The organism is Streptomyces sp. NPDC043427, from assembly GCF_056436655.1.
Window position 1 is genome coordinate 25,831 of record NZ_JBWKCC010000037.1, and the last position, 11,426, is coordinate 37,256.

10 protein-coding genes and 1 pseudogene are annotated in these 11,426 nt (G+C 70.3%); 8 read left to right on the forward strand and 3 right to left on the reverse strand.

The features are described 5' to 3' along the window. The first annotated feature begins 226 nt into the window (after positions 1 to 226). The 3 genes and pseudogenes from AC067M_RS39430 to AC067M_RS39440 all read left to right on the forward strand — a co-directional run. Complete coding sequence (locus tag AC067M_RS39430) at positions 227 to 2,665, forward strand: GcvT family protein (protein ID WP_478701823.1); 2,439 nt, start codon at positions 227 to 229, stop codon at positions 2,663 to 2,665. A 245-nt stretch (positions 2,666 to 2,910) separates the two neighbouring features. Next, positions 2,911 to 3,771, forward strand: a complete 861-nt coding sequence (locus AC067M_RS39435; RefSeq protein WP_478701824.1) for a bifunctional methylenetetrahydrofolate dehydrogenase/methenyltetrahydrofolate cyclohydrolase — start codon at positions 2,911 to 2,913, stop codon at positions 3,769 to 3,771. Continuing rightward, positions 3,768 to 4,123, forward strand: a pseudogene (locus tag AC067M_RS39440) (serine hydroxymethyltransferase); the annotation flags it as partial. The gene AC067M_RS39435 and the pseudogene AC067M_RS39440, both read left to right, overlap by 4 nt. A gap of 103 nt (positions 4,124 to 4,226) precedes the next feature. On the opposite strand, the gene AC067M_RS39445 reads toward AC067M_RS39440, so the two are convergent. Further along, complete coding sequence (locus tag AC067M_RS39445; protein WP_478701825.1) at positions 4,227 to 5,018, reverse strand: IclR family transcriptional regulator; 792 nt, start codon at positions 5,016 to 5,018, stop codon at positions 4,227 to 4,229. 32 nt (positions 5,019 to 5,050) lie between these two features. Further along, positions 5,051 to 5,923: a formyltetrahydrofolate deformylase gene (gene purU / locus AC067M_RS39450; RefSeq protein WP_478701826.1), complete on the reverse strand. Its 873-nt coding sequence runs from the start codon at positions 5,921 to 5,923 to the stop codon at positions 5,051 to 5,053. A 186-nt stretch (positions 5,924 to 6,109) separates the two neighbouring features. Between purU and AC067M_RS39455 the strand changes: the two genes are divergently transcribed. Then, the gene (locus AC067M_RS39455; RefSeq protein WP_478701827.1) at positions 6,110 to 7,252 is read left to right on the forward strand and encodes an aromatic ring-hydroxylating oxygenase subunit alpha; all 1,143 of its coding nucleotides are present in this window, start codon (positions 6,110 to 6,112) and stop codon (positions 7,250 to 7,252) included. 280 nt (positions 7,253 to 7,532) lie between these two features. On the opposite strand, the gene AC067M_RS39460 is transcribed toward AC067M_RS39455, so the two are convergent. Further along, a complete protein-coding gene (locus tag AC067M_RS39460) occupies positions 7,533 to 8,306 on the reverse strand; it encodes a carbonic anhydrase (RefSeq protein WP_478701828.1) in 774 nt (257 codons plus the stop codon). 245 nt (positions 8,307 to 8,551) lie between these two features. On the opposite strand from AC067M_RS39460, the gene AC067M_RS39465 reads away from it, so the two are divergent. The 4 genes from AC067M_RS39465 to AC067M_RS39480 all read left to right on the forward strand — a co-directional run bounded on the left by AC067M_RS39465 (position 8,552) and on the right by AC067M_RS39480 (position 11,312). Beyond that, positions 8,552 to 9,130, forward strand: a complete 579-nt coding sequence (locus tag AC067M_RS39465; RefSeq protein ID WP_478701829.1) for a maltokinase N-terminal cap-like domain-containing protein — start codon at positions 8,552 to 8,554, stop codon at positions 9,128 to 9,130. 72 nt (positions 9,131 to 9,202) lie between these two features. Next, on the forward strand, positions 9,203 to 9,742 hold the full coding sequence (locus AC067M_RS39470; RefSeq protein ID WP_478701830.1) for a hypothetical protein: 540 nt from the start codon (positions 9,203 to 9,205) through the stop codon (positions 9,740 to 9,742). A 735-nt stretch (positions 9,743 to 10,477) separates the two neighbouring features. Next, on the forward strand, positions 10,478 to 10,711 hold the full coding sequence (locus AC067M_RS39475) for a hypothetical protein (RefSeq protein ID WP_478701831.1): 234 nt from the start codon (positions 10,478 to 10,480) through the stop codon (positions 10,709 to 10,711). 118 nt (positions 10,712 to 10,829) lie between these two features. Continuing rightward, a complete protein-coding gene (locus AC067M_RS39480) occupies positions 10,830 to 11,312 on the forward strand; it encodes a hypothetical protein (protein WP_478701832.1) in 483 nt (160 codons plus the stop codon). Positions 11,313 to 11,426: the final 114 nt, after the last annotated feature.

The following is an 11,426-nucleotide window of genomic DNA, read 5'->3' on the forward strand; positions in this document are numbered from 1 at the left end:
AGCGGGGGAAGCAGGGAGAAAAAATCGCACGAACTCTCCCGCGGGCTTGCCCCCCCCCCCCCCCCCCCCCCCCGCCGGGCATCGCCGTGTTCCGGCCCGTTTTCCGAGGTCTCAGAGCCCTTGACACCCACCTGCGCGGCAGGCACATTGAGTTGCGCAACCTGAACCAAGTTGCGTACACAGCAACTGGATCGGCTCGACTGGTTATCAAACCGGAGGTGCGGCGATGGCGGGACCCCGAGTGGTCATCATCGGAGCGGGAGTCGTCGGCGCGGCCCTCGCGGACGAGATCTCCGCGCGAGGCTGGACCGAGGTGACCGTGGTCGACCAGGGCCCGCTCCCCGCCACCGGGGGCTCCACCTCACACGCCCCGGGGCTGGTCTTCCAGACGAACTCCTCCAAGACCATGACCGAGCTGGCCCGCTACACCGTCGAGAAGTTCTGCTCCCTCGACGTCGACGGCAAGCCCTGCTTCCTCCAGGTCGGCGGCCTGGAAGTGGCGACCACCCCCGAGCGCCTCACGGAACTGCGCCGCCGCCACGGCTGGATCACCGCCTGGGGCATCGAGTCACGGCTCCTGACCCCCGACGAGTGCCTCGAACAGCACCCGCTGGTCAACCGTGACAGGGTCCTCGGCGGCCTCCTCGTCCCGACCGACGGCCTCGCCAAGGCCGTCCTCGCCGTGGAGGCACAGATCCGCCGGGCCACCGAGCGCGGCGTCCGCTTCCTCGCCCGCCACGAGGTCCTCGACGTGACCCGGGCCGACGGCGAGGTGACCGGCGTCCTCACCGACCAGGGCGAGATCCCCGCGGACATCGTCGTGTGCTGCGCCGGCATCTGGGGCCCGAAGATCGCCCGCATGGTCGGCATGAACCTTCCGCTCACTCCGCTCGCCCACCAGCTCGCCTGGACCGGCCCCGTCCCGGCCCTGGCCGGCCAGACCGAGGAGGCGGTCCGCCCGATCCTGCGCCACCAGGACGCCGACCTCTACTACCGCGACCGCTTCGACGGCCTGGGCATCGGCTCCTACGGCCACCGCCCCATGCCCATCTCGGCCGACGACATCCTCTCCGTGGACGAGGCCGACCAGATGCCGTCGATCCTGAAGTTCACCGAGGAGGACTTCGCCGACGCCTGGACCGAGACGCAGTCCCTGCTCCCCGCGACCAAGGAAGCCAAGGTGGAGGAGGGCATCAACGGCCTGTTCTCCTTCACCACCGACAACTTCCCGCTGCTCGGCGAGTCCCCGGACGTCAAGGGCTTCTGGGTCGCCGAGGCCGTGTGGGTCACCCACTCCGCGGGCGTGGGCCGGGCGATGGCCGAATGGCTGGTCGACGGCCACTGTTCGTCCTTCGACCTGCACGAGTGCGACGTCAACCGCTTCGAACCGCACCAGCTGTCCCCGGAGTACGTCCTGGCCCGCGACTGCCAGAACTTCGTCGAGGTCTACGACATCCTCCACCCCCTCCAGCCCTCGGGCGACCCGCGCCCGATCCGCACCAGCCCCTTCCACCCCCGCCAGCAGGAGCACGGCGCCTACTTCCTGGAGGCGAACGGCTGGGAGCGCCCGCAGTGGTACGAGGCCAACGCCTCCCTCGTCGAGGGCCGCTCCATCACGACCCCCAACGACTGGGCGGCGCAGTACTGGTCGCCCATCGTCGCAGCCGAGGCGCAGACCACCCGCGAGACCGTCGCCATGTACGACATGACCGCCCTCAAGCGCCTGGAGGTGACCGGCCCCGGCGCCGTCGATCTCCTGGAGCGCCTGTGCACCGGCAAGGTCGCCAAGTCCGTCGGCTCGGTCACGTACACCCTGCTCCTCGACCACCACGGCGGCATCCGCAGCGACATCACCGTCGCCCGCCTGGCCCGCGACCTCTTCCAGGTCGGCGCCAACGGCAACCTGGACCTCGACTGGTTCACCCGCCACCTCCCCGCCGACGGCACGGTCCAGGTCCGCGACATCACCCCCGGCACCTGCTGCATCGGCCTGTGGGGCCCGCTCGCCCGCAAGGTCCTCCAGCCCCTCACGGACGAGGACTTCTCGAACGACGGCCTGAAGTACTTCCGCGCCAAGCGCGCCTACATCGGCAGCGTCCCGGTGACGGCCATGCGCCTGTCGTACGTCGGCGAACTCGGTTGGGAGCTGTACACGACCGCCGACCAGGGCCTGAAACTCTGGGACACCCTGTGGCAGGCGGCCGAGCCCCTCGGCGGCGTCATCGCCGGCCGCGGCGCCTTCAACAGCCTCCGCCTGGAGAAGGGTTACCGCTCCTTCGGCACCGACATGACCTACGAGCACGACCCTTACGAGGCCGGCGTCGGCTTCGCCGTCAAGCCCGACAAGGACGACTTCATCGGCAAGGCCGCGCTGGAGCGCCGCAAGGACAACGTGCGGCGCAAGCTGACCTGCCTCACCATCGACGACCCGCGGTCGGTCGTCATGGGCAAGGAGCCGGTGTACGACGGCGACCGCCCGGTCGGCTACGTCACCAGCGCCGCCTACGGCTACACGATCGGCAAGGGCATCGCCTACGCATGGCTCCCCGCGGAGCTGGCCACCCCCGGCACGACCGTGCACCTCGGCTACTTCGACCAGCGCGTCGAAGCGGTCGTAGCCCAAGAACCGCTGTTCGACCCGACCATGTCCCGCCTTCGTGGCTAGGGCCTGTCGTCTGGATCACGCCGCAGACGCGGGGCCTGGCACGCACCTCTGCCGCGTTGTCGTCGGTTGCCGATGCTCCGCATCGACGCCCTCCTCCGCCTTGCAGAGGCACGCTCCCCCGCGCTCGGCTTCGCTCGCGCGGGGGGCCCCCCATGACCCCGCTCACCGGCGTCGAACAGCCCCCGTCACTTCCCTGCGACCTGATCCAAACGAAAGGCCCTAGCCGTGCAGAAGGGGTATCGCCGGTGAACGCACAACTGCTCGACGGCAAGGCGACCGCCGCCGACATCCGCCGCGAACTCGCGGAGCGCGTTGCCAAGTCGACCGCCACCGTCGGCCGCCCGCCGGGACTCGGCACCGTCCTGGTCGGCGACGACCCCGGCAGCCGTGCCTACGTCGCCGGCAAGCACCGCGACTGCGCCCAGGTGGGCATCGCCTCCATCCGCCGGGACCTGCCCGCCGACGCCTCGCAGCAGCAGGTCGAGGAGACGATCGACGAGCTCAACGCCGACCCGGCCTGCACCGGCTACATCGTCCAACTTCCGCTCCCGCGCCACCTGGACGCGGGCGCCGTACTGCAACGCATCGACCCGGCCAAGGACGCCGACGGCCTGCACCCCGTCAACCTAGGCCGGCTGGTCCTGGGCGTCGACGCCCCGCTGCCGTGCACCCCGCGCGGCATCGTCGAACTGCTCCGCCGGTACGAGGTGCCGCTCGCAGGTGCCCGGGTGTGTGTGATCGGCCGGGGCATCACGGTGGGACGGCCCATCGGCCTGCTCCTCACCCGCAGGTCCGAGAACGCCACCGTCACCCTCTGCCACACCGGCACCAAGGGCCTGGCCTGGCACGTACGCGAGGCGGACATCGTGATCGCTGCGGCCGGCTCGCCCGGACTGATCACCAAGGACATGCTGCGCCCCGGCGCGGCCGTCCTGGACGTCGGCATCACCCGCACCGACCAGGGACTGGTGGGCGACGTCCACCCGGAGGCCGCCACGGTCGCCGGATGGCTCGCGCCGATGCCCGGGGGTGTGGGTCCCATGACCCGAGCGATGCTGCTCGCCAACGTCGTCGAGGCCGCCGAGAGGAACGCGAACGCCGTATGAACGCGCTGAACACCCCCTGGCGGAGCCGGACCCCGAGGTGCACGCCGCTCTCCGGGCCGCACCGCACCGTCGGCAGTCCACCCTGGAGATGATCGCCTCTTCGGCGCCTGGTTCGCCCACGTCCAGCCGCACTCCGGTGCGAGGCCAACACCACCGTCTTCTTCGCGCTGGTCCAGCCCGGCGACACCCTCCTCGGCCTCGACCTCGCGCACGGCGGGCCCCTCACCCACGGCATGCGCGTCAACTACAGCGGCAAGATGCTCAATGGAGTGTGCCCTACCGCGTGTCAGAGGCGGACCACGTGGTCGACATGGACGAGGTCGAACGCCTCGCCGAGGAACACCGCCCGCGGGCCTGCGGCCTCGAAGGCGGCCCCACAGCAGGACGGAGCCCGGTCGACCTGTGCGACCGGGCCCCGAACGTCATGCGCGCCACTCGTACGCCGCCGCCGAACCTCAGCCCCCGTGGCCGAGACGGCGGCTGAGTTCGTCCGCTCCCTCGACCAGTGCCGGTGCGAGCTCGTGCATCCGCTCCTCGGTGAGGCGGAAGGCCGGCCCCGAGGCGGTGAGGGCGGCGACGGGCTCGCCGTCGCCCGAACGCACCGGCGCGGCCATGGCGTTCAGGCCTTCCTCGTATTCCTCCATCGTCATGGCGTAGCCCCGCTCGCGGGCTTCGGCCAGATCCGCTTCCAGCTTCTTTCTCGAGGTCAGCGTGTGTGCCGTCATGCGGGCGAGCCCTGCCGCGGCGACGAGCTCGTCCCGGCGCTTCGGGTCGAGGTGGGCCAGGAGGATCTTTCCGCTCGATGTGCAGTGCGGTGGTGTCAGCCGTCCGACCCAGTTCTGCGCGGTGATGGCCGACGGGCCGCGCACCTGGTAGAGGTTGATCACGTGGTGGGATTCGAGCACCGCGATGTTCATCGTCTCGCCCAGTTCGTCGACGAGACGCTCGCAGATCCTCCGCCCGTGTCTGGTCACTTCGATGCGCCCGGTGACCGCACCGGCCAGGCGCACGACTCCGAAGCCGAGACGGTACTTCCCGCGCTCGCCCTCCTGCTCGACCATCCCATGCGCCTCCAGCGCGCCGAGCAGACGAAAGGCGGTTGACTTGTGGACGTCGATCGCGTCTGCCACTTCACTGACGCCTGCCTCGCCGCGCTGGGCCAGGATCTCCAGCACACTGACAGCCCGGTCGACGGACTGCACTCCGCCGCTGGAGGTGACTGCGGACTCGGTGCCGTAACTGCTCATAGCGCAACCATATGCGAATAGGTCAACACCGGTCAGCGGAAGACGACCGTGCGATTGCCGTTGATCATGACCCGGCTCTGGCTGTGCCATTCCACCGCCCGGGCGAGGACCTGCGCCTCGACGTCGCGCCCCAGGGTGACCAGACTGTCGGGGCTCTGCGAGTGGTTCACGCGGATGACGTCCTGCTCGATGATGGGGCCCTCGTCGAGGTCCGGGGTGACGTAGTGGGCCGTGGCTCCGACGAGCTTGACGCCGCGCTCGTGGGCCTGGACGTACGGCCGTGCGCCCTTGAAGCTCGGCAGGAACGAGTGGTGGATGTTGATCGCCCGGCCTTCGAGCTGCTTGCACAGGTCGTTCGACAGGATCTGCATGTAGCGGGCGAGGACCACGAGGTCGATGTCCAGCTCGTCGACGAGCTTCAGCAGCCGCGCCTCCGCGTCGGCCTTCGTCTCCCGGGTCACGGGGATGTGGTGGAACGGGATCCCGTAGCTCTCGGCGAGCGGTTCGAAGTCCCGGTGGTTGGAGACGATCGCCGGCACCTCGATGTTCAGCGCGCCGGTGCTCCGCCGGAAGAGCAGGTCGTTGAGGCAGTGACCGAACTTCGACACCATGATCAGCGTGCGGGTCGGAGTCGACGCGTCGTGCAGCTGCCAGGAGATCCGGTACGCCTCCGCCACCGGGCCGAAGCCGCAACGCAGGTCCTCCAGCGATGTGCTCGGGTCCGATACGTCGAAGTGCACACGCATGAAGAAGCGGTCCTGGAGCCGGTCGTCGAACTGGTGGCTTTCCTGGATGTTCCCGGAGTGCCGGACGAGGAAGCCGGTGACGGCGTGGACGAGGCCGGAGCGGTCGGGGCACGAGAGGGTGAGGACGAACTCGCGGTCGGAGTGCGGTCGAAGAGACACTGAGTCCTCCTGGAAGTGCGCATTACGCAACAGCGGGACTGATACGCAACATGGTCCAGGTTGTCGCGGCCCGCGGTCAAGGGTCCGGATCGACACGGTCGCCTCTTGACAGTGGTTCGGGCTGGCTGCACTGTGTGTTGCGGTGAACGATACATGTTGCGCATAAAGAAACCTCAGGAGTTCTCTATGACTGCGACCTCCCTGCCGGAGAGCCTGATCGCGACGCTCCCGGGTGACCACTACACGGACCCGGAGGTCTTCCGCCTGGAGCAGGAGCACATCTTCGAGTCGATGTGGTTCTGCGTGGCGCGCTCGTCGGAGCTGGACAAGCCGGGCGCGTTCAAGACCGTGGACGTCGGGCGGGAGAGCGTCCTGGTGACGCGGTCGCGGAACCGGTCCGTCCGCGCCTTCTTCAACGTGTGCCGGCACCGCGGCGCGAAGCTGTGCACGGAGGAGTCCGGCGAGGTGAAGCGGGCGTTCCAATGCCCGTACCACGCCTGGACCTACGACCTCGACGGCAAGCTCGTCGCGGCTCCGAACCTGACGAGGATGCCGGACGTGGGCCGGACCGAGTACGGCCTGGCGAGCGTGGCCGTGCGCGAGTGGCTGGGCTATGTGTGGGTGTGCCTGGCCGAGAACCCGCCCTCGTTCGAGCAGTCGGTGATCGCGGACGTGGTGGCGCGCCTCGGGGACGTGGAGTCCATCGACCGCTACGACGTCGAGAGCCTGGAGGTCGGCAGGCGCATCGTCTACGACGTGAGGGCGAACTGGAAGCTCATCGTCGAGAACTTCATGGAGTGCTACCACTGCGCGACGATCCACCCCGAACTCACCGAGGTGCTCCCGGAGTTCGCCGACGGGTACGCGGCGCAGTACTACGTGGGGCACGGCGCCGAGTTCGGCGAGGACGTCAGGGGATTCACCGTCGACGGCTCCGAGGGCCTGGACCGCATCCCCACGGTCTCCGAGGACCAGGACCGCCGCTACTACGCGATCACGGTGCGGCCGCAGGTGTTCATCAACCTGGTCCCCGACCACGTGATCTTCCACCGGATGTATCCGGTGGCGGTCGACCGGACGATCGTGGAGTGCGACTGGCTGTATCTCAAAGGCGTCGTGGAGAGCGGCCGGGACGTCAGCCGGTCGGTGGAACTGTTCGACCGGGTCAACCGGCAGGACTTCGACGCCTGTGAGCGCTGCCAGCCGGCCATGAGCTCGCGCCTGTACGCGAAGGGGGGCGTCCTGGTGCCCAGCGAGCACCACATCGGCGAGTTCCACGACTGGCTCCAGGAGCGCCTGGGCACCCGCTCGAACGCCGTGGCCCGCTAGGGTCTTTCGTTTGGATCAGGCCGGATCAGGGAGCGGGGTCCGGTGCCGTGCGTCGCAAGGCGGAGGAGGGCGGCAGGGCGGAGCCCTGCCGACCGACGACAACGCGGCGAGGCGCGGTGCCGGGGCCTGCGAGCCCGGCATGAGCCAAACGAGAGGCCCTGGGGCAGGTCGCCGATCAGGCGGTTCCCCTGGACTCCACGGCGGAGGTCAGCAGCACCCCCACCTCCAAGTCCATCGTGGTCCGGCTGGAACCGGCACCATGACCCCGTCGTGCGATCCGTCAGGCCGAAGGCTGCCCGGTGAGGATCTCCACGCGGCCGGTGTCGAGTGAGTAATAGGCGCTTACGACGGCGAGGTCGCCCGTCTTGATGAGGGGGGAGAGGGCCTTGTTGGCCCGCAGGTCTTCGGCGGTCTGTTCGGCGTGTGCGCGGATCATGGAGTCGACGGGGTCGTCGGTCTTCCCCTTGAGGGTCGCCCGGTACGCCGGCCGCAGGGCCTGGGCTATGGACGGCAGGGTGCCGGGCAGTTCCTTGCCGTCGCGCATCGCCTCGTACGTCGCCTTGATGGCGCCACAGCGCTGGTGCCCGAGCACGACCACGAGCGGGGTCCCCGACGTCAGGGGCCCGTACTCGACGGAACCGGTGACCACCGGGGCCACCACCTGCCCGCCGGTGCGCAGCACGAACAGGTCGCCGAGTCCGGTGTCGAAGACCAGCTCCGGCGGCACCCGGGAGTCGATGCAGGAAAGGATCACGCCGTAGGGGTTCTGCTTCTCGGCGACGGCCTTGCGCCGGACGGGATCCTGGTTCGGGCGCTGCAACTCGCCGTCCACCCAGCGCGCGTTGCCCTCCATCAGTCTCGCCAACGCCGCCGACGGCGAGTCCGGTCGTACCTCCGTGGACGGTGAAGCGCTCGCCGGCGCCGCCCCCGCGACCGCCGCCTTCGTCGCGGCCGTGCCGTCCGAGTGGGACGAACAACCCGTGACGAGTGCCGCGGTGGCCACCAGCCCCCCGGTCAGAAGTGCCCGGCGCTGCGGATGCCCGGTGTTCCCCATGACTCTGTCCCCTCTTGCAGTGTGTCCTCTGCTCGGGCACCTCGGCGGAGCCCGCGAATTCCACTGTGGTGGGAGGCCGGTTAGCGCCCGTACAGCGTTGATCAAGGGGAGGAGAAGCATCTGTCCAAGCCACGTGGAGTACGGGATGCAGACCCGGTTGGCGGGGATCCCGATAGGTTCGATCACATCCCGTCGGGACATCCCGCTGGGGGGACGGGCCCAGACCTACGCATGAGGGAGTTCGCATGGCTTCTGTCCACCGCACCACCATGACGCCCACCAAGCTGGAGCTGCTCAACGACTGGCTGCCGAAGCAGAGTTGGTACGTCGGCGACGCGGAAGCGCCGGAACTGGTCAAGGCCGGCGGGTTCCGTCTGGACGATCCCGAGGGCGCGGTCGGGATCGAGTTCATGGTCGTGGTGGACGCCGCCGCACAGGAGCCGGTGGCGTATCTGGTGCCGATGGGTTATCGCGGTGCTGCGCTGGCGGGCATACCCCGCGAGGCGTTGATCGGCACCTCCGAGCACGGAGTGCTCGGCACCCGGTGGATCTACGACGGCGTTCATGACCCGGTGGTGATGGCGCAGTTGCGTGCCCTTCTGCGCGGTGAGGCGATGCCCCAGCACCAGAGCGAGAGCGACACCCCTGACCCGACCGTCACCGTGCACGGAACGGGCCCTGGCGACGGGCTCGACGTTCAGGTCAACCGCGTGCTGCGGGCTGCAGAGGCCGCGCGGGGTTCGTCCGGACACCTCGTCGCCGGATGGACCTGGCCGGACGGAACGGCTGCACGGGGAGTACTCGCGACCGTCGCGCCGCGGTGAGCGCGGTGGGCCCGGGCAGGCGTCGAGGAATGGCATGGACAGCCTGAGGGGCTGCTGGGCATCATGATCCACATGGCTGATCAGCAGATTGCGGAGGACTGTGTGAGCGCACTGCCGGAGTCGGTGGACAGTGCTGCCTTGCTCGCATTGTCCGAGGAGTACCACCAGCGGCCCGCCCGGTTCGTGGGGTTGCGCGAGGTGAGCGGGCACCTGGTCAAGGTGTACTCCCTCCAGGCCCCGGGCCGCGACGCGACGGAGCAGGGCATCGGCGCCGCCGTGCGGATCGCCGAAGGGCATCTGGCACTCGGCCGCACCCGCGGGTCGCTCGGCCTCGCCGTCCTGATCACGCACGCGGGTGGCGACGGCGACTACGTCCTGGTCCACACGTGGATCGAAGCGCTCATGTCCGACCTGGCCGTCTTCGCCGGACCGGCCGGGCAGCCCGACCAACTCCGCCCGGGCCGCACCGGTCTCACCCCCTGTGTCTGGGAAGCCGCCCTCCTCGCCCACGAGCGCGACGCGTTCTCACGGCACATCCTCGACGGCAGCGGCACGCTCGCCAACCGGCTGGCCGCCTGGGGCGCCGACACCCTGACGGGCGACATTCGCTGACCAGCGCCCCGGCCGTACGCCACTCACACTCCGGCGCGGTCCTGAAACGTTCGGGAGCCGGGGACGCAGGGGCGGCGGGCACGCTGTGGCCAGTGGAGAGGGAGGCGTCCGCGTCCGCCGTACGCGCAACAGGGTCCCGCTCCGGGTGGTTCCTGCCGATGTCCGTCGCGGCGGGGGTCGCCCTCTTCGCCGTCGACCTGCTGCGCAGGCGGCCGCTGGGCGCCGCCCTGGGGCCCGCGGTCAGCCTGTGCGTCGCCGCTGAGCCCGAGGGGCTGCCGTTCGTCGCCACCGTGGCGGAGCCGGCCGCGGCCCGTCGGCTGTCCACCCGGGACACCCTCGGACGCAGCGCCTCCACCATCGAGGCGCTGGGCCGCATCGTCACCGCGCTGCGCTCGGCCGGCCGATTGCCGCCGTCACCGGCGACGGCGCCAATGACGCGCCCCACCATCAGGATCGCCGACGTCGGCATCGCCCTCGGCTCCCGGGCGACCCCGGCGGCCCGCTCCGCCGCCGACGTGGTCGTCACCGACGACCGTATCGAGACCATCGTGGACGCCATCGTCGAGGGCCGCGCCATGTGGGCCTCCGTGCGCAAGGCGCTGGGCATCCTGCTCGCTCGGCGGCAACCTCGGGGAGATCATCTTCACCCTGGCGACCAGTCTGCTCACCGGGCGCAGCGCGCTGAACGCACGACAGCTCCTCCTGGTCAACCTGCTCACGGACATGTTGCCCGCCATGGCCATCGCCGCCCGGCCGCCGGCCGACCCCACGAGGAAACTGCTCGCGGAGGGGCCCGAGGCGTCGTTCGGGGCGGCCCTCACGCGTCACATCCGACTGCGTGCCGCCGTCACCGCGGCAGCGGCGGCCGCCTGGGTCGTCGCCCGGGCGACCGGCACCCTGGGGCGCGCCGACACGGTCGCCCTGGTCGCCCTCGTGTCCGGCGGGCGTCCGGCGGCCGCTCACGCCTGACCTGGCATCCGGTGCAACTCATTACCTTTTGCCAGATTTAGGTGGCTTTTCGCTGCCTGGAGATGGAACCGTGGAGAAGGGGCACCTGCACGTACGCTTCCCAGCAGGGAGGACGGAGATGACTTCCCCGCAGTTCCAGCCCCAACAACCACCCACCCAGGAAAAGAGCCCGGACCGAGGCGACCGGGCACAGGCGCCGGAGACGGTCCCCACGACGGGCGAGGCGCAGCAGACGCCCGAAACCCCCGAAGGCCGGGAGAGGCCGGCGGGCGGCAAGGTGGTCCACCTGCACACCGCGCACCCGCGGGTACCCATCCCCTACGTGACCCCGGGCGACATGTTCACCGGCGCCCGCAGGAGCACCTCGATGCTCCCCTCGCCCCGCAAGGTCGTCTACTACGGAATCCTCGGCGCCATGGCCGTGGCCGGAGCCCTTGAGTGGCCGGTCGCCGTCGCCGTCGGCGCCGCCACCGAAGTGATCACCCGCGAGCAGGCGGCCTGGAAACGAGCCGGGCGGGAAGAGGAGCAGCGCCGGCAGCCCGACGCCGAGCCCTCCGCCCGGACGGAGTCCGCCGAGTCGCGGCAGACAGCGATGGCCTGACTGACCCCTTCGCGCCCGCAACGCCGGTGGGGGGGGGGGGGGGGGGGGGGGGGGGGGAGGAGAGGGGGGGGGGGGGGGGGGGGGGGGGGGGGGGGGGGGGGGGGGGGGGGGGGT

Bases quoted from the DNA above. Each gene is read 5' to 3' on its own strand.
- AC067M_RS39465 (WP_478701829.1), top strand. From the start codon at position 8,552: ATGGCTTCTGTCCACCGCACCACCATGACGCCCACCAAGCTGGAGCTG.
- AC067M_RS39460 (WP_478701828.1), bottom strand. From the start codon at position 8,306: ATGGGGAACACCGGGCATCCGCAGCGCCGGGCACTTCTGACCGGGGGG.
- AC067M_RS39480 (WP_478701832.1), top strand. From the start codon at position 10,830: ATGACTTCCCCGCAGTTCCAGCCCCAACAACCACCCACCCAGGAAAAG.
- AC067M_RS39475 (WP_478701831.1), top strand. From the start codon at position 10,478: ATGGCCATCGCCGCCCGGCCGCCGGCCGACCCCACGAGGAAACTGCTC.
- AC067M_RS39445 (WP_478701825.1), bottom strand. From the start codon at position 5,018: ATGAGCAGTTACGGCACCGAGTCCGCAGTCACCTCCAGCGGCGGAGTG.
- AC067M_RS39470 (WP_478701830.1), top strand. From the start codon at position 9,203: ATGGCTGATCAGCAGATTGCGGAGGACTGTGTGAGCGCACTGCCGGAG.
- AC067M_RS39455 (WP_478701827.1), top strand. From the start codon at position 6,110: ATGACTGCGACCTCCCTGCCGGAGAGCCTGATCGCGACGCTCCCGGGT.
- AC067M_RS39430 (WP_478701823.1), top strand. From the start codon at position 227: ATGGCGGGACCCCGAGTGGTCATCATCGGAGCGGGAGTCGTCGGCGCG.